This is a genomic window from Exiguobacterium sp. BMC-KP (assembly GCF_001275385.1).
Classification (GTDB): domain Bacteria; phylum Bacillota; class Bacilli; order Exiguobacteriales; family Exiguobacteriaceae; genus Exiguobacterium_A.
Genome location: NZ_LGIW01000015.1, coordinates 635,814 through 656,106, shown reverse-complemented (window position 1 = coordinate 656,106; position 20,293 = coordinate 635,814). Strand labels below are relative to the sequence as shown.

28 protein-coding genes and 1 other annotated feature (1 of these 29 running past the window's edge) are annotated in these 20,293 nt (G+C 43.8%); of the genes, 10 read left to right on the top strand and 18 right to left on the bottom strand.

The window, feature by feature from the left end; all coding sequences use genetic code 11:
* Positions 1-15 precede the first annotated feature (15 nt).
* A complete protein-coding gene (locus ADM98_RS08905; protein ID WP_053453169.1) occupies positions 16-921 on the top strand; it encodes a TerC family protein in 906 nt (301 codons plus the stop codon).
* Positions 922-975: 54 nt separating this feature from the next.
* On the opposite strand, the gene ADM98_RS08900 is transcribed toward ADM98_RS08905, so the two are convergent.
* Positions 976-1,455, bottom strand: a complete 480-nt coding sequence (locus tag ADM98_RS08900; protein ID WP_053453168.1) for a DUF4825 domain-containing protein — start codon at positions 1,453-1,455, stop codon at positions 976-978.
* A gap of 630 nt (positions 1,456-2,085) precedes the next feature.
* Positions 2,086-3,360: an alkaline ceramidase gene (locus tag ADM98_RS08890; RefSeq protein ID WP_053453166.1), complete on the bottom strand. Its 1,275-nt coding sequence runs from the start codon at positions 3,358-3,360 to the stop codon at positions 2,086-2,088.
* A gap of 82 nt (positions 3,361-3,442) precedes the next feature.
* Between ADM98_RS08890 and ADM98_RS08885 the strand changes: the two genes are divergently transcribed.
* Entirely contained in the window at positions 3,443-3,706 is a 264-nt protein-coding gene (locus ADM98_RS08885) for a hypothetical protein (protein WP_053454515.1), read from the top strand.
* Here ADM98_RS08885 and ADM98_RS08880 read toward each other — a convergent pair.
* Entirely contained in the window at positions 3,701-4,258 is a 558-nt protein-coding gene (locus ADM98_RS08880) for a TetR/AcrR family transcriptional regulator (RefSeq protein WP_053453165.1), read from the bottom strand. The two genes, ADM98_RS08885 and ADM98_RS08880, sit on opposite strands and share 6 nt — an antisense overlap.
* Positions 4,259-4,372: 114 nt before the next feature.
* On the opposite strand from ADM98_RS08880, the gene ADM98_RS08875 reads away from it, so the two are divergent.
* The 3 genes from ADM98_RS08875 (at position 4,373) to ADM98_RS08865 (ending at position 6,217) form a co-directional block, all read left to right on the top strand.
* Positions 4,373-4,684, top strand: a complete 312-nt coding sequence (locus tag ADM98_RS08875) for a DUF2834 domain-containing protein (RefSeq protein ID WP_053453164.1) — start codon at positions 4,373-4,375, stop codon at positions 4,682-4,684.
* 128 nt (positions 4,685-4,812) lie between these two features.
* Entirely contained in the window at positions 4,813-5,589 is a 777-nt protein-coding gene (locus tag ADM98_RS08870; RefSeq protein ID WP_053453163.1) for a phosphatidylserine decarboxylase, read from the top strand.
* 241 nt (positions 5,590-5,830) lie between these two features.
* Positions 5,831-6,217, top strand: coding sequence for a hypothetical protein (locus ADM98_RS08865; RefSeq protein WP_053453162.1), 387 nt, complete (start codon positions 5,831-5,833; stop codon positions 6,215-6,217).
* Positions 6,218-6,289: 72 nt separating this feature from the next.
* On the opposite strand, the gene sstT is transcribed toward ADM98_RS08865, so the two are convergent.
* The 5 genes from sstT to ADM98_RS08840 form a co-directional block, all read right to left on the bottom strand.
* Positions 6,290-7,561, bottom strand: coding sequence for a serine/threonine transporter SstT (sstT, locus tag ADM98_RS08860; protein ID WP_053453161.1), 1,272 nt, complete (start codon positions 7,559-7,561; stop codon positions 6,290-6,292).
* A gap of 326 nt (positions 7,562-7,887) precedes the next feature.
* Positions 7,888-8,196: a hypothetical protein gene (locus tag ADM98_RS08855; protein ID WP_053453160.1), complete on the bottom strand. Its 309-nt coding sequence runs from the start codon at positions 8,194-8,196 to the stop codon at positions 7,888-7,890.
* A gap of 106 nt (positions 8,197-8,302) precedes the next feature.
* Complete coding sequence (locus ADM98_RS08850; protein ID WP_053453159.1) at positions 8,303-8,983, bottom strand: hypothetical protein; 681 nt, start codon at positions 8,981-8,983, stop codon at positions 8,303-8,305.
* Positions 8,955-9,599, bottom strand: coding sequence for a hypothetical protein (locus ADM98_RS08845; RefSeq protein ID WP_053453158.1), 645 nt, complete (start codon positions 9,597-9,599; stop codon positions 8,955-8,957). Before ADM98_RS08845 ends, ADM98_RS08850 begins: the two co-directional genes overlap by 29 nt.
* Before the next feature lie 43 nt (positions 9,600-9,642).
* Positions 9,643-9,900 (bottom strand): hypothetical protein, encoded by a 258-nt coding sequence (locus ADM98_RS08840; RefSeq protein ID WP_053453157.1) that lies wholly within the window; start codon positions 9,898-9,900, stop codon positions 9,643-9,645.
* Positions 9,901-10,473: 573 nt separating this feature from the next.
* Between ADM98_RS08840 and ADM98_RS08830 the strand changes: the two genes are divergently transcribed.
* Entirely contained in the window at positions 10,474-10,695 is a 222-nt protein-coding gene (locus tag ADM98_RS08830) for a hypothetical protein (RefSeq protein WP_053453155.1), read from the top strand.
* Between the two features lie 45 nt (positions 10,696-10,740).
* Here the strand turns inward: ADM98_RS08830 and ADM98_RS08825 are convergent, their stop codons facing one another.
* The gene (locus ADM98_RS08825; protein WP_053453154.1) at positions 10,741-11,412 is read right to left on the bottom strand and encodes a 5'-methylthioadenosine/S-adenosylhomocysteine nucleosidase family protein; all 672 of its coding nucleotides are present in this window, start codon (positions 11,410-11,412) and stop codon (positions 10,741-10,743) included.
* A gap of 172 nt (positions 11,413-11,584) precedes the next feature.
* On the opposite strand from ADM98_RS08825, the gene ADM98_RS08820 reads away from it, so the two are divergent.
* Positions 11,585-12,439 carry a sialate O-acetylesterase gene (locus ADM98_RS08820; protein WP_053453153.1) on the top strand — a complete coding sequence of 285 codons (855 nt, stop codon included), beginning with the start codon at positions 11,585-11,587 and terminating at the stop codon, positions 12,437-12,439.
* 29 nt (positions 12,440-12,468) lie between these two features.
* Positions 12,469-12,996 carry a PadR family transcriptional regulator gene (locus ADM98_RS08815; RefSeq protein ID WP_053453152.1) on the top strand — a complete coding sequence of 176 codons (528 nt, stop codon included), beginning with the start codon at positions 12,469-12,471 and terminating at the stop codon, positions 12,994-12,996.
* A 179-nt stretch (positions 12,997-13,175) separates the two neighbouring features.
* Here ADM98_RS08815 and ADM98_RS08810 read toward each other — a convergent pair whose 3' ends face one another.
* The 7 genes from ADM98_RS08810 to ADM98_RS08780 all read right to left on the bottom strand — a co-directional run bounded on the left by ADM98_RS08810 (position 13,176) and on the right by ADM98_RS08780 (position 18,094).
* The gene (locus tag ADM98_RS08810; RefSeq protein WP_053453151.1) at positions 13,176-13,991 is read right to left on the bottom strand and encodes an ankyrin repeat domain-containing protein; all 816 of its coding nucleotides are present in this window, start codon (positions 13,989-13,991) and stop codon (positions 13,176-13,178) included.
* Positions 13,992-14,093: 102 nt separating this feature from the next.
* A complete protein-coding gene (locus tag ADM98_RS08805; protein WP_053453150.1) occupies positions 14,094-14,690 on the bottom strand; it encodes an AAA family ATPase in 597 nt (198 codons plus the stop codon).
* A 37-nt stretch (positions 14,691-14,727) separates the two neighbouring features.
* Positions 14,728-15,501, bottom strand: a complete 774-nt coding sequence (locus ADM98_RS08800) for an aminoglycoside phosphotransferase family protein (RefSeq protein WP_053453149.1) — start codon at positions 15,499-15,501, stop codon at positions 14,728-14,730.
* 28 nt (positions 15,502-15,529) lie between these two features.
* The gene (locus tag ADM98_RS17655) at positions 15,530-16,357 is read right to left on the bottom strand and encodes an HAD-IIB family hydrolase (protein ID WP_053453148.1); all 828 of its coding nucleotides are present in this window, start codon (positions 16,355-16,357) and stop codon (positions 15,530-15,532) included.
* Positions 16,358-16,470: 113 nt separating this feature from the next.
* Complete coding sequence (locus ADM98_RS08790; RefSeq protein WP_053453147.1) at positions 16,471-16,947, bottom strand: NUDIX hydrolase; 477 nt, start codon at positions 16,945-16,947, stop codon at positions 16,471-16,473.
* Between the two features lie 19 nt (positions 16,948-16,966).
* Entirely contained in the window at positions 16,967-17,377 is a 411-nt protein-coding gene (locus tag ADM98_RS08785; RefSeq protein WP_053453146.1) for a hypothetical protein, read from the bottom strand.
* 30 nt (positions 17,378-17,407) lie between these two features.
* A complete protein-coding gene (locus tag ADM98_RS08780; RefSeq protein WP_053453145.1) occupies positions 17,408-18,094 on the bottom strand; it encodes a VOC family protein in 687 nt (228 codons plus the stop codon).
* A 132-nt stretch (positions 18,095-18,226) separates the two neighbouring features.
* Between ADM98_RS08780 and ADM98_RS08775 the strand changes: the two genes are divergently transcribed.
* Both ADM98_RS08775 and ADM98_RS08770 read left to right on the top strand, forming a co-directional pair.
* Complete coding sequence (locus tag ADM98_RS08775) at positions 18,227-18,883, top strand: hypothetical protein (RefSeq protein ID WP_053453144.1); 657 nt, start codon at positions 18,227-18,229, stop codon at positions 18,881-18,883.
* Between the two features lie 58 nt (positions 18,884-18,941).
* The gene (locus ADM98_RS08770) at positions 18,942-19,193 is read left to right on the top strand and encodes a hypothetical protein (protein ID WP_052019045.1); all 252 of its coding nucleotides are present in this window, start codon (positions 18,942-18,944) and stop codon (positions 19,191-19,193) included.
* Here ADM98_RS08770 and ADM98_RS08765 read toward each other — a convergent pair.
* Positions 19,172-19,648: a GNAT family N-acetyltransferase gene (locus tag ADM98_RS08765; protein WP_053453143.1), complete on the bottom strand. Its 477-nt coding sequence runs from the start codon at positions 19,646-19,648 to the stop codon at positions 19,172-19,174. The genes ADM98_RS08770 and ADM98_RS08765 overlap by 22 nt on opposite strands.
* A gap of 16 nt (positions 19,649-19,664) precedes the next feature.
* A complete protein-coding gene (locus ADM98_RS08760; protein ID WP_053453142.1) occupies positions 19,665-20,150 on the bottom strand; it encodes an SMI1/KNR4 family protein in 486 nt (161 codons plus the stop codon).
* A gap of 65 nt (positions 20,151-20,215) precedes the next feature.
* Positions 20,216-20,293: a binding site (T-box leader), on the bottom strand (it continues 168 nt past the right edge of the window).

Here is a 20,293-nt window from a genome sequence, read left to right as displayed (position 1 = left end):
AAGGAGGAAGCGCTGTTGACACTACTCATTGCTTTTCTAGCCATCGTTTTCATCATGCTCGCCCTTGACCTTGGAGTCTTCCATCGTAAGGCACATGAAGTTTCGCTTCGGGAGGCCTGGACGTGGACATTCGTCTGGATCGCGATCGCCGTCGCCTTCGGAGGATGGCTCTACTTCGACCAAGGTAGCGCTGCTGCTGTCGAATATACGAGCGTCTACTTCATCGAGAAGGCTCTCGCAATCGATAACGTCTTCGTCTTCTCACTCGTCTTTGCGTACTTCGCGATTCCACTGAAGTACCAGCACAAAGTTTTATTCTGGGGTATTCTCGGTGCGATCTTCTTCCGCGTCATCTTCATTGTCGCTGGTGTCTCGTTGCTTGAGAACTTCGCTTGGGTTTACTACATCTTCGGCGCATTCCTCGTCTACACGGGTTGGATGATGTACAAGAACATCGGTCAAGAGACGTCGCTCGAAGAGAACAAAACGATTCGTTGGTTAGAGAAACGTTTACCGATCACACAAGACATCTCGTCTGGTAAGTTCGCGAAACGGATTGATGGGAAACTGTTCTTCACGCCACTCTTGATTGCCCTACTCTTCATCGAAGTATCGGATATCGTCTTCGCCGTCGACTCGGTCGCAGCAAGCTTCGCGTACTCGCGTGATCCGTTCATCATCTTCTATGCGAACATCATGGCAATCCTTGGACTCCGTAGCCTTTACTTCGTCCTCGCGAACTTGATTGATCGCTTCTACTACTTGAAACACGGTCTTAGCTTCATGCTCGTCTTCATCGGAGCGAAGATGATCCTCGGTGACGTCTACAAAATGCCGATCTGGATGTCGCTTGGTACGATCGTCCTCGTCATCTTGATCAGTGTCTTCTACAGTTTCTACAAGACGAAGCCTGGAAAATAATCAATATCAAAAAAGTGGAAGTGATGAACAATTCATCTACTTCCACTTTTCGTTTCAATTTAGTATTTCTTTTACTTTCCGTTCATCCTCAATAAAAGGCTTCATGAATGTCTTTAACGCTTTTTCATTATCATACGCCGAAAAGTCTTTTCCATACCAATCACGGAGCTGTTGTTTGGTAAAGTGATACGAAGCATCCTCGATCGTCATGTTGACTTGGTCGACATTCGGAATCAGAGTGAACAATGCCGTCGCATTATAGATTGCTGTACGATTGCTTTTTTGTTCGACTTGTCCTTCTTCATAACCGGCATATCGTAAGGTCAGTTGATATGGCTTTTCTTTCGTCGACAGTTCCATTTTCTTTAACTGATCGCCGTGTGGTAGTTGCTGAACGATGTCTCGTACGCTACTGTTGTCGCCCAGATATGTACCTTGTTGTTCAAACAAATCGGTTTGTGTCGCTGCTGTTCCACAACCACCGAGTATTAACATGCCGCTTGCTAATACGATTGCACCAACTGTTTTTTTCATGTTTATTTCCCCCAATACGTTGACTCGTTCTCATCCTAATAAACGAACCAGACAAAGAAAAGTTTCAAAATAAAGGAAATCAACGTTTTAGTGAACTCGATGATCTTTGTTTTAAGTAGAATAGGCTGTACCCAGTGCCTACACCTGCAGCAATCAAAACTTTTGATAAAATTAAAACGAGTGAACCCTTCAAAGGCATCCCCTTTTATCTTTTGAGCTATAGTTGCTTCCGGAATCCAATCGATCGTATATCCGATGCTAAAGGATAAAAGCAAACTGAGGAATACATAAGTGATGACAAAACTAAGAATAAATCTTTTGATGATCACAATACTCCCCTCTTTTCGGATGGGATAAAATCACTATTCGTTCGTATAATGAGTAAATCATTAAAAAAATATAGAAAACAACAAATTAATTCCCTATATATTGTTAATTACTATGTTACTCTATTATTATTCGAAATTTCGAAAATTCAGCTGTCTCTATTTATGGAGGTCTATGATGTTACATCTATCTGCCAACCTACTCATTACGCTTCTCTTATTCGCCCTACTGACATGGGGGTTTGTTGTTGTATTTCGCCGATTCATCAAAAAAATTAAATCGTAATCACGACAACCCGACCTTTCAAACGAGAGAATCCGGGTTGTTGTTCGTTTCATAGAGTTGTAAGATACGATCTACGATTTCGTTCGCAGTTTCCGGTATCGGCGGCATCCAAAGTCCCGTTACTGGACCGTAGACGACAGGATTGATCGCCACCTCGTATCCACCATACGGATGTTCTTCCGCTGTCGGTAAGTAACCGAGGTACCCATTCGTATATCCTCCGAAAAACGCGAGTTCCGTTTGACGGATCTGCTGGATTTGTAATGCAGTCTCACAAAACGGCTCCATTGGGATACCCGAGAACGAGCCCTCGTTTAACTCGAATAACTGAATCTCAATCGGAATCGTTAATGACGTTCCTGATTTCTCTTGTACGTACGCCAACCATCGTGCTGCACTGACTCCCCACGTCTGTTCAGCGTAACTTGCCATCTGCTGTAACGCATCAACGCCTGGGACTTTTGATAAATGCATCGGGTGAATGACCGACTGGATCCGGTGGTGCGTTAACCGTTGATACGATATGTCTGGAATTGTCGTTAAGACGTGACCACTGAGCGTAAACGCCATCTTCATTAGACTTTCCATGTCACCACGGTATTTTGCATTAACGTTTCCCGTCGCCCCTTGGACAATTACGACAGGACAGCCGAGTGCCTGTTCGAGCATCGTTCGAGCGACACCGGGATAATCATTCGATAAGACGATGCTGTCTGATTTCAAGACATTCGGATGCGCTGTACAGAAAACGAAGGCTCCGACGAGACACCCATCATCGGCACGTCGAATCAACAGTGTCCCGATTCGATCGTCCGTCACGCCAAGGGGATCCGTTCCCATCACTGCTTGTCCGTCTCTCTTTTCCCGTCGATTGACACCGAGTTTCCCCTGCGTCACACCCCAACCAATCTCAACCGACTGCATCGCTTTACTTGCTTTAACGGCTGTCGCAATCACTTGTTGCGTCAAGATCGTTTTATAAGCGACGATCAACGCCTCATCCCCTGCTGTCGCCGGTCCAGAATGCGTATGCGTATAGACGACTGTCACCTGTTCCTTTGCTACATTCAGACGACGTGCGATTCCTTCACGAATGACATCCGTATCAGCAACGAGCATACCAATGTTATCGATGCTGACAAAGATCGACGTCGTCTGCTTGTTTTCAAAGATGCTCGCTGTGACATAGAGCGAATCGTGTATGCTTGCGACACCTACTTCTCGGTGATAACCGATGAACGTTGCGCCGAGTGGCGGATTGATCAACTCTTTTTGAATTCCAAAACGACTCATGACTGATTCTCCTTCTTGAACAATCGTATTTTCCTTCCATATACTAACATTAACTACATTAGAGGAGGATATGAAGATGTCGATTCGTTGGAAGGAAGAGATGCTTCAGTTCGAGACGTTACGTGAAGCCGAGGTCTGGGCAGACTCAATTGCGAATGAGATGCACGGTCGTTCGATTACTGGTTATGGTACACCAGACTTTAAGGTTGCTACGATTCTTGCCTTTTATTTAGCGCAAGTTCCTGAATTCCGAGTTCATACCGCGATGGTTCCACTCGATGCAGAGATGTTCTATCAAGTAGAGATGTTTTATCAAATCTGGATTGAAATCGAAGATGATTTATGAAATTCGTGCTCTTTCGTGTAGATCAATCATCGCTTCGACTGCTGCGTCCATCCGATCCTCTAAGCCAATCTTATTCAAGACGACGAGTCCTTCCGTGAAAACAAATAGTAACGCTGTTTGTTTAGCAACGTCTTCTCCTTCTACTGGTACATAGATCTGTTTGATCCAGTCGTCGAATGATTCTCCGATCGTCCGCGTGATCGACGTATACGGCTCCCCCTGACTCGTTGCGAGATGGGTGATTTCGAACCAGAGATTCAAATATGGTTTAATCCGTGGCTCATCGATTGCCTGTCGTAAGAAACGAACGAATGCCGTGAACTCAAGTTTCAAATCAGGTTGTTGCAATAGTTCGATCAACTCTTGGCTGATCGCAGTCAACACGGCGGTCTCGATGTCCTGTTTATCTTTGAAATAATGCATCAACATCCGGTCACTCGTTCCGGCAGCGGTCGCCATCTTCTTCAGACTCATCTCTTTGATGCTTGATGCTAACGTCGCTTGCGCGATGTGATGCGTATAATCTTGTCGCTTTTGTTCAAACTTATCCATTACGATCGTCCCCCTTCTTTTTTATCATACACCATTCAAGAGGATTGACTAAAAAATGTAGTATATGATACATTAAATTGTAGTAACAACTACATTTATTAAGGAGGAACACCTATGACGACTTCAAATGCTTCGTTCGTGGACGTTATTCCTAAACCGTTCATCGCCCTCATTACGATTGCCTTTGCGATTCTAACTGTTTTTTCGATTCTTGACTTTGGTGTGCTTGGTATCTTCGTTGAAGCGACAAAAAATACGGCAACGCTTCAAATCTTCGTCGACCTCATTCTCTGTGCGCTCTTCATCATCGTTTGGCTACGCCACGATACACGACGTACGGGACGAAGTTTTCCACTTTGGGCGATTATCACGCTTGCGGTTGGTGCATTTGGTCCATTGCTGTATCTACTAACACGAAAATCATGATTCTCCCACACGTGTTGCGTCAGCGGCACGTATTTTTATTAAGACAAACTTAAGAAAACAACTACGTCCATCACAAGAACTCGACCGTATCATGAGGAGTAGATTAACGAATAAAGGAGTTTGACCTCATGAAGAAAGCCATCTTTGATACAATCGTCCACTTAAATGCTAGACCAGTTGTCGCCAATACCTTGAAACGATTTGCGATGAGTCGCTATAGTAAACCATTGATTCGACCATTCATTCGCACCTATCAGATTCAAACGGATCAAGCGCTTAAGCCTGTCGATTCGTTCACTTCTTTACACGACTGTTTCGTACGTGAGTTACGTCCCGGGATGCGACCGATCGCATCAGCACCAGATGCCTTCGTCAGTCCGAGCGACGCTGTGCTCTCAATCGTTCCGGCGTTAACGGAAGATAGTCGTTTTACGATCAAAGGACAAGACTATACTGTTGCCGAACTGATCGGATCGACCGAGCGCGCGCAGGATTATGCGAACGGTGTTGCCTTGATTTTCTATTTAAGTCCAACCGATTATCATCGTGTGCACTCTCCAATCACTGGCGAAATCACGAATAGTTATACGCTCGGGCGAGAATCGGCACCTGTCAATGACATGGGACTTCGTTTCAGTAAACATCCATTGACGCGGAATTATCGTCGCGTCACGCGCTTGCAAGTAGACCATCGCTCAATCGAACATGTCATGGTCGGCGCACTGAACGTCAATACAATCGTTCAAACACATCAAGGACGACTGCTAGAGCGTGGAGAAGAGTTCGGCTACTTCTCGTTCGGTTCGACCGTTATCCTCGTCTTGCCGCCAGACACCGTTGAACTGTCACCAGGCATCGAGCGCAGCGTGCAGATGGGTGAGCAAATCGGACGCTGGTTACCCTGAATCACTCCAAGATAGAGTCTCATTTCTCAATACTGAAAGTTTTTCATTTGTAGAAACCCCCTCATTTCGTGATTGAAATGAGGGGGTTTGGTATGTATTAATCACAAAATATTAATAATATGCGAATTCGATTGGAGGATAAATAAGGTATACTCATTTATTAACTTACGTTCTATTCATAAAAATGAAATAATACATCATAAGAGATAGAGATATACAAAAATGGAAAAGAGGTTATGTCATGAAAAAAGTCGTTTTATTATGCGCTTTCTCGATTATATCTGTATGGATGTTAGCTGCTTGTAGTAATGAAAGTGACATGCAAAGCACTAGTGAAAAACCGACGGCATCAGAAGTATTGGGCGAAGATTCTACTGCCGACATTTTTCAATTCAATGATACGATCTACAAATCGGATGTAGAATGGACAGAGAAAACCGAAGTCACTCAGAATAAAAAAGTTGGAGAAATTAAAAGAATGACTTCTGATAAAGACGATTTTGATAATGGGACTGCTACGAAACTCTCTAAGGGGACCGTCATATACTCTACTAAAGAAAGAAATGACATTCTGTTAGTAAGTTTCAAAGGGAAATTAAAAAAATATGTTGCTTTAGGAGAAGGTTAAACGGTCTATAAGAAAAGGCATCCTCAGCTAGGATGCCTTTTCTTATTTTGATCATGATGATTGTAAAGCTGATTAACCGTTGACGACTTTTTCCGTCACTTCTTCGTTCATTGACTGACGATTGATGGAGAGCGTTTCGCCCTGTTTAAGTCGTTTTCGATATTCGGCTGTCGCAGTGAACAAGACGTCTGTTGACGAGTTCAGTGCCGTCTCGAATGAATCTTGTAATACACTAACTAGAACACCAGCAGCTACGACTTGCATCGCAATATCATTCGGAATCCCGAACAAGCTACATGCGAGAGGAATCAAGAGAAGCGAACCTCCAGCGACACCGGACGCACCACATGCACAAACTGCAGCTAAAACACTTAAAATAATGGCCGTCGGAATATCAACTTGAATACCGAGCGTATTGACCGCAGCGAGCGTTAGAACCGTAATCGTGATGGCAGCTCCCGCCATGTTGATCGTGGCACCAAGTGGAATCGAGATACCATACGTCTCTTTATCAAGTCCAAGCTTCTTAGATAGCTCCATGTTGACCGGGATATTCGCAGCCGAACTTCGTGTAAAGAAGGCTGTGATTCCACTTTCACGTAAACATTTAAAGACGAGCGGATATGGATTTTGACGAACGTTGATGAACACGATGAGTGGATTAACAATGAGTGCGACGACAAGCATCGTGCCAATCAATACTAATAATAAATTCCCATAATCAAGTAACGAAGAAAGACCGTTTTCCGTAACCGAACCGATGACGATTCCCATGATACCAAGAGGTGCCAATTTGATGACCCATCCGACCATCTTCGCAATGGCGTCAGAGAAGTTCGAGATGAACGTCTTCGTCGTGTCGGAAGCATTCTTTAAGGCGAGTCCTAATACGATCGCCCAAGTCAAAATACCAATGTAGTTCGCTTGAATGAGCGCATTGACTGGATTATCAACCATGTTCAAGACGAGTTTCTGAAGAACTTCAACCGTATTCCCCGGAGCAGCTAATTGTTCTGCACCTTCTGTCAATCGAATGTTCACTGGGAACAGGAAACTGATGATGACCGCAATAGCTCCCGCTAGGAATGTCCCGAGCAGATATAAGAAAATGATTGACTTCATGTTCGTTTGCTGGCCTTTTTTATGCTGTACGATCGAAGCCATGACAAGGAAAAAGACCAAGATCGGCGCGACTGCCTTCAGGGAGGAAATAAACAGAGTCCCAAAAATGGTCAAGGATTTCGCCGCTTCAGGAATCGTGAGGGCTAAAATAATTCCTACAACTAAGCCGATCGCGATTTGTTTCACTAAACTGATTTGGTTCCACATCTTCAACAATTTCATACATTCCCCTCCAGGCTTTCAAAAAATAAAGTATTTAGAATTCGAAAAACGATGACTTCTCTCTTCTACTCATATAGATGAATAGTCTAGTCATTCACTTTTCTAAAAATTCTCGCAGTTTGTTGTGTTCTATTTTTGCATAAATCGCGTGAAATAAAAACTAGTTTTTTGCAAGAAGTAAGATTCCTTTTCCTGGATGTTAAAAGAGTATACGAATGCAATCGATTGCATAATTACAAAAAAGTAGGGAACGCTCCATGTCGTTTCCTACTTCATTATGTAAACTAAATCTTCTTATTAACCGTTCCTTGAACTTCATTTACTTCTTAAGAAATCGCTAATTTTTTACGTTTGACGAGTAAGAGAACAATAAATAATACAATTTCGAGAATCAAAAATATTCCTGCAAAGAAATACACGCCTAATACCTGACTAAATCCATCCGTGGCTATTGCGTAAAACCACGTCAAAGAAATAACGACTGTATATGCTAGATTCACGACTGTACCTCGTAATAAACTCGCTTTTAAACTTTTGGTGTTCCGCGCTTGGGTGATGATGATGACGAGTGCACCAATCGCCCAGATAAGTAAGATCAGTTCTAAGATATATTGATCGTTCGGAATGACGTCCATGACATACCCTCCTTTTTAGTGGACTGACTAAAATAACGCACGTGATACCTATATTTTACAGCATCGTAAAGTCTAAATGTCTTCTAAAAAGTAAGTGAATCAGCTTTTAAAGATCGGCATCAGGATAGTCTCTGATTTTCCTGACTCGAACACTTTTGTCCTGACCGATGTGATCGGTTTCTTTCAAACGATGCTGCACAATGAGCAGAACCAACACAATCGCGGATATCACACAAATCGTCGCATAGTACGGTTGCGCGACGCGCTCGAACTCTAGCGCCGATAGTACCTGTAAGATCGTCAATCCCGCAAGCATCCCGTGAAAATACCTTTGATAGTTACGCGGCATTCCCGACTGTCCGAACGTCTCATACCAGACATATAAGCCGAGTCCGAATGCAAGTCCATTTAGGATCGGTGAAGGAAGGAGAAACAGGAGGATGCCAAGAGCAAGCATCAACCAAGCGTATCGAATAGCGGGCTTGAAGAAAGCGGCATCAAGCTGCGATTCTTCTTCCTCGATGACGTATGCTGCCTTTTCTTCTTCGGTCAACGGTCGAAAACCAAGTGCTTCTCTCTCTTCTGCTAACTCGAGCATCCGTTTTTTCATCCCGAAGTAGAACGGAAAACGTTCTTTGATGATCTCCCCTTCATTCGTTTGACCATCTGCTTGTTCTTGCACGGATACCTGGTAAAGCGTACGCCCCATCCGGTAACTGACCCAGTAATCGGTCGTTTGACCATTGTCTCGCTTAAGTTCAATCACCTTCGTTTGTTGATTCGTCATGATACGTGATTCCTTTCGTCGCTAGTTCTTTTAATTGTTCTGTCGCAAACAGAAGGAGAATGAATCCTGAGATGAGACAGACCACTCCGTTAATCGAGAGATTGATCGGTGATAAATAGTTTTTTGATGAGCCCGCTAACGCGAACATGAAAAGTGCTCCTGACCAGCGATACATACGAGTACGTGCAGATTTCCCTTCGAGATCAATCGGCCAGAAAATCATCAGAACGACGAGTGTTATGTATCCCGGAATCGGCAAGATATCAGTCAGCGTCAGTAATCCACTGAACAAGATCAATAAAGCGCTTAAAATACGCAACTTTATGATGCGTCGGTCGGCTCGAAAATCCATCGTTTCAGACAGAGCAAAAGGAGACCGGATGTATCCATCGTCTAATTTTTCACGGACCCACGTTTTTTTCTGACGATACGCGATCAAGGGATTCTTGAAGACGATTCGCTTCGTCGTAGACTCCTCATTTCTTTCCATCATATCTGGACTATCAATCGCCTGTTCTCTACGAGCAACGCCTTCCCGACAGAATAAGGTGCGGCCTTCTTGGTGAAAGACGATGTGATACACACGATCGTCGACTTGTTTTAGTAATTGAATCATGATTTGAGCTCCCTTTATCTTGCTTTCTACATTCCTATAGATTTCACCATGCCGCGCTGACACCATATAGAATGAACAGTCCGCCTAATATACAGACGTAACCGTAATGTCTGACGGTCAACGAACAAAATAGGATGACGCCAATTGACAGAATGATACCTAGTAGGAATGACTCACTATTGTCAACATTATCCGCATGTCCCGCTAGCGGTGTCTTTTCCGCATACTTTGAGCGGATGAAATAGATACCGAACGTCAATGTAACTAATCCGATACTAAGACCAAGGAGTGCCAATATCATAGGAACACCCTCCAATATATGACATTATATTATTAGAATCCATTTATGTATTATATACTTATTCAGTACGATATTTTCCTTTATTAAGTTTCATCCACTAATTTTTTCTACATGGTAATATATAAAGAAAAATCTTGGAGGGATAGGCGTGCAAAATTCTGAAGAGTTTTTACCTTTTTATTTAAAAAGAGTTCCTTTTTTCATGATTTCTTATTTATTAGCACCTTTAGCGTACACCTTACTTTTCATCAAATGGCGTACGTTAGATTCTTCCGTGCGAGATGCACGACTGATTGTTGCGTCACTCTTTCTACTACTTTTCATCGTTGATTTTTTCCGGCTGGTCTATATCAAAACATCGTACTTGCTATCGCCATCATAGTTGGTTTGTTTATTACCTTTATTGGATTAGGTGGCGGAACAAAATAGTCGGTTAACCGTACATCCGGATTTACGAACGTCGTTTTGTTCCAAATCCCATCAATCCATTTCACCTTCTATTATGTATCTCCATTTTACCTGCTCATTATTTGATATACTAAAAAAAACCATTTACGAGAAAGGATGATTCGAATGTGGAAGTCTGTCTTATTTTCTTCCATCTGGATCGGTATCACGATCCCACTTGTGTTAGCTGTCATCTTTACGATTTTCGAACCCTTACTTGCTTTTGATACGAGTGGCATTCTCATGTTGATCATAATGGCAATCGGTGCGATCGGCGATATCTATTTAGCAACTCGTATTTGGACATGGATCGAGTATAAGCTATACAAACGAAAGCATTATATGTGAAAACGCAGATGTTCCGTTCGATGATGAACGGAACATCTGCGTTTTTTATAGGAATCGTGCCACATAATCATCAAAAATTCGTTGCATGACTTTCGGCGTATTCTCGATGTAGATCCGCATCTGTTCAACATTTGCCTCAACAGCATCTTCTTCTTTTTCTTCTGTCGGAAAATCAGAGATTCCTTTGATGATGATACATTCAACCTTGTTTTTCTGACAAATATAGGCGATAGCCCCTGCTTCCGTATCAGCAATCGTCAAGCCGTTGTCCCGCAACTCGACGTAATCTCGCCACATAACGACGGCACGATCTGCCGTTCCGATCGTTCCTGTATGAAAGTCATTGCCGTATTTCGACACGTCAAGATCCACAATGAAGGATGGCTTGAGTAACGGCTCGATTTCTTTAACCGTACAGTCATACTGTGCCGCCTGACTGGGAACGATGATATCGAGTATGTCATATCGTGGATCGATACCGGCACACGTTCCGGCAATGATGACTTTCGTCAATGGAAAACGGCGAATCATATATTGATTCGCACCAATGCCGTTTACTTTACGAACTCCCGTACTATAAAACAAGAGTGTTTTTCCATTCATCTCTCGCGTGAAGTATTCACCATATGGATAGGCGATTCGTTCTTCCGGTGCGACATGATAATACGCGAGTGTTGCGTCAAACTCCCATTTGGTTGCGATACTAATTCCAATCATAGATTTATCCACCTCGTATTATGCAGTATATTTCTTATCTCTTATCTTAAGCTGGTTTCTTTTGTTTTTGTTGGAAAAATAATGATACAAATAATTCCCTCTTTACTTTTAGTCTAAATAGACTATAAAATTAAAAGGTCTAATTAGACTATCTATAGAAAAAGGTGATTTTATGAAATCTATTTTATTGATTGGTCAATCAAACATGGCAGGACGGGGCTTTTTGCATGATGTTCCACCAATTATCAACGAACGTATCCAAATGCTTCGAAATGGAAGATGGCAAATGATGGCTGAACCGATCAATGTCGATCGTCATATCGCTGGAATTGGTCCAGCTGCTTCCTTCGCCGAAGCTTGGACAAATGATCATCCTAATGAATCAATCGGAATTATACCTTGTGCAGAAGGCGGAAGTTCTATCGATGAGTGGACAATTGACGGTGTATTGACTCGACATGCGATTCAGCAAGCGCAATTTGCACTTGAATCCAGTGAATTGATTGCAATTCTTTGGCATCAAGGTGAGAGCGATAGTTTTAATCAACGGTATCGGACTTACGAGAAAAAGTTACAGCGTTTATTTCAATATCTCCGGACTGAGCTTGCTCTACCGCAATTACCCATTCTGATTGGTGAACTCGGTAGCTTTCTTGGACAAAAAGGCTTCGGAAAAAGCGCTATTGAATATGAATACATCAATCAAATTTTGTATAGATTTGCAACACGAGAGTTGAATTGTTATTTCGTCACGGCAAAGAATTTAAGCTCAAATCCAGACGGTATACACATCAATGCCGTTTCGCAAAGAAAATTTGGAATCCGTTACTATGAAGCATTTTCGAAACAGAAGCATCTTTTAGAACCCTTAGAAAAAGAAGCACATTGGATTGATCAACAAGCGAGTCGATTGCTGACTCAAACTGAACAAATCTTCGTCGAAAGTACACGATTAGCGGTCGGTGAATCGACCTATGAAATATTTGATCAAAATATTAACTGTATTTTAGCTGATAAGAATAACTAAATGATTAAATTTATGAACGAGGTGACATGATGATTCCATTACTCATTTTAGGATTACTAAAAGAGAGACCCGGTTCATATGGGTATGAATTACTTACACTCATGAATGAACGTCATTATGAATTTGTAGTTAATTATACGAAAGGTTCATTTTACTACAATATTCAACAACTCGAGGAAAAAAATTGGATACGACGTCTTCCTGCTTTATATTCAACAGACGTAAGAGAGAAAAATCAGTATACTTTAACTGAAAAAGGTCTCGATGAATTTAATCGTCTCATTTTAAAATACGGAACGAAAACAGACTACATCAATTTATCTTTTTATAGTGCAATGCTTTTTCAAGACGAAGTAGAGCCTCAGGTTATGAAGGATTTGATTCATAGCCAAATCAAACAAACGGAGAAGAAGATATTCTTAATCGAAAGTGCACTTGTTCAAAACACGGCACTACTTAAAAATTTTGTTCGAATGCTTGAAAACTCAATTGCACATCACAAAGTAAATCTCGAATGGTTTCATAATCTATTATCCGAGCTTGAATCATCCATCTGATTAAAAGTTTGTTGGTGAGTAGCGATATTACCCATCTGCCACGAAGTTCAGCGGTGCGACGCTTATCCCGGCAAAACGATTCAAGGTGAACAACAAAGTGCAACCCTTCCCGTTAGAGAAGAATTGCACTTTGTCTTCAGTCTGAAGGAAGACGCCATTCAGACTGTGCTATTCATCAGTCAATCATTTTTTCCTTCTTCAGACATCGCATCAATCTCTTTTTGTCTTAAGATCTCAGCGATCTGATGATGTTCATTCTCGATGGCAATGTCACGTGCGGAATGTCCTTCAGCGTCACGGTGACGTGGATCTGCTCCATAGGAAAGCAACATGCGGACAATACGTTCGTATCCGTTCGCACTTGCTAGTGTCAATACAGTCGCTCCCGCTTCTGAAGGGTGACTCGTCTCACTATCCGCACCAGCTTTGAGTAATGCCTTAACGGCTTTCGGATGATTATTTTCAACTGCTAAATACAGTGGTGTTACGCCCTCTGGTCCCTCTGCCTCGATATCGGCTCCCGCTTCTAGCAAGAGTGTAACTTTTTTTGCTTTCCCTGCCTGAGCGGCTACGTGTAACGGCGTCAGTCCCGCACCCTCTTCAGTTCGTTCGTGTAACAATTCGATATCTTGAACCAATTTACGTAGAATTTTTTTATTACCCGACCGACCTGCGATGAGATGAAGTGCCGTAAATCCATCACCTGTTAAATCTAAATAAGCACCCCGCTCCATCAACAACAAGGCAATTTCTGATTTTCGATCATACAACGCGATGTGTAATGGTGTCATCCCGTCCTGATTGGGTAGATTGATGTCTGCTCCGTGATCGAGCAATAATGTGACGGTTTTCATATGCCCTTCTTGGATCGCCCAGTGGAGGGCTGCGAATCCTTCTTCATCCCATTCGTTCAAGTCATCCCCACGTTCTATACAACGCATGACCTGTTTCTTTTTCCCTAAATAGGCTGCATCTTGAATGGATCGCTTCCCCATATCGGTTCGCCCCTTTACCAACTCTGTCGTTACTGTTCATTTTACAACAATCTGCTTCGAGAAAGCGAAAAAACCATCTTGAACAGCTCCAAGATGGTGGCTCTATTGGTCTTTACTCACTTTTTCTAATACAAGTAGCTGAAGCGCTGCTTCTCGGACTTGCTCCGGCGTTTTATTCGTTGTATCGATCATATGTACCGGGAATCGTTCAAACCATTTTTCTTCGAGTACAAAAAGCGGTTGGTGCTGCTCAAAAGAGTGACGCTTTCTTGACTGATCAGCATCGCGTCGCCCTCGTAAGACGTTGTCTGGTGCCTTTAGATAAAGAATCTGATCAGACCGGCACGTTCTTAATGCCTCGAGTTCCACCTGCAAGCGCGACGCAATGTCCCAGTCGTAACCGTGTACCCTTGGATAATGAAGTGTATAAAATTCAAGATCTTCCGGACCACGATCCAGCAATATGAGTCCTTCAGGAAAATTTTGAAAACGGTCAAGTTCTGCTTGAATGAACAAACGCTGATTTTCGACAAATCCATCTTCGGTTTGAATGTTTAACCCGAGTTCCTGTCGTTTTTGAACGATTGGATAGGGATTTTCATAATAAATAGGAAGGTCAGGATAAGTAGCTTCCAATGCTCGCACGAGCGTCGTTTTTCCAGATGCCATGGCACCTTGAATCGAGATGATCGTTCTCATGAAATGACGTTCCTCCTAGCTATTCTTACGTTACATATTAAAAAAAATAAGAACTGATATCTGGATGATGCACAAGTTGATATAACTGATCCCGCTCTGCGTCTTGAACTTGTTCAAGCGTCCGCAGGATGGCCATCAGTCGTAACCAATCCGCAAGGTTCAATAGCTGAATTGACGAAACTGCTTGATAGCGGTCGATGTATTCGCGACAGACATACCGCCGTACCTCATCCGGAACTGCTGTTCCACCCGCCGTCCGTAATAAGAGCAACGTACGCGCCACATCGGCAACAGGCGGACCCATCGTCGCATCATGCCAATCAATGACGATGAATTTCTCATCCGCTGTCACGAGGATGTTCTGAAAATGAAAGTCTCCGTGCAGTAACCCTCTATTTTGCGGAACGTAAAGCATTTCTAGTAATTGTTCCGCTTTCGGGCGCAAATCAGATGATAAATAACGTATTTTTGAATACATGACGGCATGCCAATCAGGTGCTAAACGCGATTGTTGCCGATGAATCCGTTGATGTAGCGTCGCAAAAGCGTCTAGGAAATCTGTCATTCGATTAGGTTCAATAAGGTCTAATAATTCACTGCCGTCGATGCGCTGCATCTCGATGAACGGGGAGTCTTCTAATTCAACAGCGAAGACGTCTGGCGTCGGGATGACCGTCCGTTCTAGTTCTTCGAGCATGCGGAATTCTTGAGTGATCCGTTGTTTTTCAATCGATGCTTGAAAGTACTTACGGACTCGTGCGTCAGAGATCTTTATTACAGTAGCAGTAGAACCTGCTTTTGCGTTAGTCATCAATATATACCTCCTATCTCTTGTTTTGTTATGTCGTTTGTCGAATTATCAAAGATGGTTCCAGTAAAGAAAAAGTACCTTCACTATGTTTCAGCTCGTCACTCAATAACTGTTCTGCTGCCAGTCTGCCATGCATGACAACCGGTTGTCGGATCGTCGTTATTTCAAGCGCCCTGGCAATCGGTACATCATCAAATCCCGTGATGGCTATGTCCTCAGGTATTCGAACCCCATGTTGCCGAAATTGATGGATGAGACCTGCTGCGACTTCATCGTTCCCGACAATCATTGCATCCGGTAAGTCTGCCGTTAAAAGCTGACCAGCTAATGCTTGTCCGTCCTCGAATGAATAGAAGCGATCAGCGTACCACTCATTTTTATGACTAGGTGAGACGAACATGAATTTGATGATATCAAGTTGATCGACGGTGATAGCGTCGACTGTCTCAACCCCCTGTTGTGTCACTTGTGCTTGAATCGCTTCTTGAAATGCGCTTCCTCCCCCTTGAAGTCCAGCAAGCGAATATTGAGGTAACAGGATTCGATCCTGTAGATAAATATGTATGAATACGTTTGTGGATCGTACTACCTCCCAAATCGTTCGACTACTGGAACAATCTAAAAAGTGCCGTTTGGGATTTCCGATCTCGATTTCCGCTCCATTCGCACCAATGACTGGACAGTCGAGTCCATGTTGGTCGAGTATTCGTTGCGCATCAAAGGCGGCTCGTCCAGTGACGATGACGACGACATCTCCTTGGTCTTGACGTCTCTTGATCGCTGTTCGATTTGTCTCTGAAATCTGATGTTTCTTATTCAATAACGTTCCATCTAAATCAATCGCAAACCATCGCATCGCGTTTCCTCCTTTTACTGTCTACTTGATGCTACCGTCTGGAACGCGTCCCAGCGCAACAAAAAATCTTGAATGAAAGGCTCATTCAAGATTTTCGATTCGTACCAGTTGCTTCAGATGGAAACGTGATGCGCTATTGCTTGCTGTTTTTCGACATACTCCATCAAAATCGGCTGTTCCGGTGGATTAAGGTTTTCTGGTAACTGATCGATGGCGAAAAAGCGTAACTCCGCGACTTCTAGTGGATCCCGAACGATTTCTCCTGTATAGGCGGTACAGAGGAAAGCTGAGATGACGTTATAGACCTCGTCTCCATGCGGATACTTGTAGTAAAAAGCGTCACCGGAATAGACGTTCAACAATTCGAGGTGCTCCGCTTCAAGTCCCGTCTCTTCTTTTAATTCTCGTTTTGCTGTTTCAGCAAGCGTCTCCCCGATCTCGAGTGCGCCACCAGCGAGTCCCCAACATCCGTTATCTTGCCGCAACTGCAACAAGACCTCTTGCCGGTCATTGACGACGATGACACACGCACCTGCCATGACGAGCGGTCGTGTGCCAACGAGTTTGCGTAATTCTGTGATATATCCCAAAGCATTCAGTCCTTTTCCATTAGATTACCCTTGTTCTCACACGGATCCGTTTGATTCCCGTCAATAGAAGACACAACAAGATGATGCCTGAAACAAAGAGTACATATGTATGAATCGTAAAGAGCGAACGGAGACCGATCACTGCCGGATTCTGCTGCATTTCAATCCAAGTGCTTAACATAATCCCGCTGATCGCAAATACGATCAGCACTCCGATCTGTCGACGTGTCAGCGAGACATACATCAAGACACGCATGCCTTCCCGGACGACGAACGGTAGAAGAACAAGGAGTGCTGCGATCGGTAAGACGACCGGGTCACCACCTGATTGAATCGGCATTGACCGGGTCAAATAACCAAATAGAAAAAAGAAGCCACACACGAACAACAATAATCCGAACGCGATACTCACATTTGAGGCTTTGTTCATCCTACTTCCCTCACTTTTCAAAATAGTTGATTACGAAGAAACTGCCCTTTGGTGCCATACACCATTTGCGTCAAGCCGAACACGGTGTCGTCCATCGAGTTCCATCTCGATTGGACTGACTTTCGCTGTCTTCGGTGAGAACAACCACGTCCGTCCTTCTGGAACGAGCAAGATATGCGTTCCATCCGCGATAGGTCCGAGGAAGTTGAGTGATGCGCCGTTGAGTGGACGCTCTCGGCGCTCGAGGACACCGATGTCCGCCAATTGTTCACCAACAGCAAGCACATCTTTCACCGTCAGACTCATCTCACCAATCCCGAGGATATCCGATACATCAAACGTTTGATCTTCTTTCGTCGGATTGATTTGATGCCGCGCAATCAGTTCGAGCACGTTCTCATCCGGATCATAAAAGTAGCAGGAATGTGAGTCCGTGAAGTCAAAATAAATCTCATCCTGTCGGTCTTCAATCAAGAGCGGTGTCCGCGCTTCGAGCCACGCTTTTCCTTGTTGAAAAACATTCTCCGGAATGTTGAACGCCATATGATATTGCGTATCGACATCATCCGTCTGCCGATACGTCAGCTGATCCGCACCGATTTGCATCGTAAAGGATTCGTTTGTTTCCGAAACGAGCGGGAACCCGATCTGATCTATGTAAAAATCCTTCATCGCCTGTAGATGACGTGTAACAAGAGTAGTTTTTGAAATGTTCATGCTGTTGACCTTCCTTCACTTACAGTAAAATTTATCAAAAAGCGATATGCTTTATTTTACCACTAATGGTAAAATCATGACGAATGGAAAGTCTGATTTTTCAGATATATTTATGCATGAGAGGATGTTTTGATGAAATTATTAATTGCTCAACCGAAACGCGAGACTGGGCTCAAACAATTTGAACACGAAATTGCCGCTTATCCTGAAGTCGATCTGATTGTCTATCCGGAAGGATACTGCACGATCGCAGAACTCGATCGCGTACAACACCTTGCGAAACAGTTCAAGACAGCCGTCGTCCTCGGTTATAAAGATGCGACGAATCTCGATCGTGCCGTCATCATCGATGCGACCGGGACGATTCTCCTTGATCGCGCGAAGACACCTGAAGCTGGACCTCTTTATACGCCATCAACAGCAATCGATGGTGCGCTTCGTTATGGGTACGTCCTTTGTCGCGAAATCTTCTTAGGAAACGATGGACTACGCGAAGAATCCGGACTTGATCTCATCTTCAATCCGATCGGTGTCGGCATGTTTAGTGAAGAACAGTATGTCGAGTGGTCTGGTGAAGCGCGTATCATCAGCCAGGCTCAACAAGCGCTCATGATTGGGACGAGTCATGCCGATGGTTCGTACCGTAACTGTGGTTTTTCGATTCCGATTGCTTTCATCTATGACGAGACTGGTAAGCCTATACTGTTGTCTCATAACGATACGCGGACACGTCTGTTTGATACGGTCACACGGAACGTCGAAGTCGTCGGTATACCGTCTTTATCGTAAATGGACACACGCTTCTTCCGGACAGAAGAAGCGTGCCATTCCTTCAGGAGGTGCTCATATGTCTCAAACAGGTCGTGCGTCATTCTTTTGGAAACGATATTTTTATGTCTTCTTTCCTTTGTTCATCTTCGGAGTTAGTCACGAATCGTACCTGGTCGATAATCCGTTAGCTAACCTTGAGGACATCGGTGAGTTCGTCTTCTTTTTTTGCCTTTATCTCTTTAACTTTGCCGTCCTTGCCGCTCTTTTGACGAATCTGTGGTGGTTCTTCCTTCCGACAAAACCCGCTCATTCCGAAACCGATTTTTGATAGGAAATGAGTGTCGCCCGTTCATTGAGCGGTTGACTGTCGCCAGTCAATCGGTAACCCATCTTCTCATAGAAATAACAGTTGCGCGTCTCTTCGCGAATCGTCCGCAGTTCCCATGTCGCAGCAGTTGGATACGCTGCTTCAACAAGCTGTAATGCGCGTTGTGCGATCCCTTCACCCTGACGGGCTGGATCTAAGAACATCGGACTGATCGCGTAGCAACTCGGCGCTTTCGCAACGACACAAATCCCGCCGACGACAACATCGTCGACGATGATTTGATGGAACGTACTGCTTGGATGCGTGATCCGGTGAATGACACGATCAATCGATTCGTTCGCCGGATTCGTCGTAAAATCTTGATACCGCTCGAGTGTCTCTGAAAACGCCTCGATTTGAATCATATGAAGTTTTGTAGCATCTTCACGTGACGCTGTCTTTAATTGAATGTCCAATAACGCTCTCCCTCTCTTAACGGAACCACTCCCAAAATGATGTGCCTTGCGCGACAATCAAGTAGTCGATCCATCGCTCAAAGCCGAACGGCATTGCGTCTTCTTCCCATTCCTCGAAATTAAGAAATTCCCCACTCCAAATCCGATTTCCTGCCGGTCGATTCATTTCGTAAACAATCCACTCCCCGTCTGGTCCTGCGCCGATCGCTAAGAAGTTTTCGGGACATTCCCAAATCTCGCTATAAGTCAGGCAATCTTCGATCGAAAAGAGTTCAAATCCATCATTATAGGATAACGTTTCGTGCTGAAAGAGCTTCGCGCCGTTGTGTTGACGTAAGAACGTCTTGTAATCGTCTGTCGTCCAGTCGGGTAACAGCGCGAGCTGTTCGTCCGTTGCTCCGGGATGGAAGATAAAGCGTTCCTGGGCAACTTCCCCTTCTTCTTTTTGGACCTCTAACAAACCGTCGACCAGTCGACCTTTTAATGCTTCTAGTGCAATCATGATCTTCTCCTTAACAATATTCTTTCGTCGATAACTAAGAGAATACAAAAAAGTCCGCCCCCTTTGGCAGGGACGGACTTCACCGCGATACCACCCATATTCTGTCGAAAATATGTGTTCTCGACAGCACTTAGTTGCACACT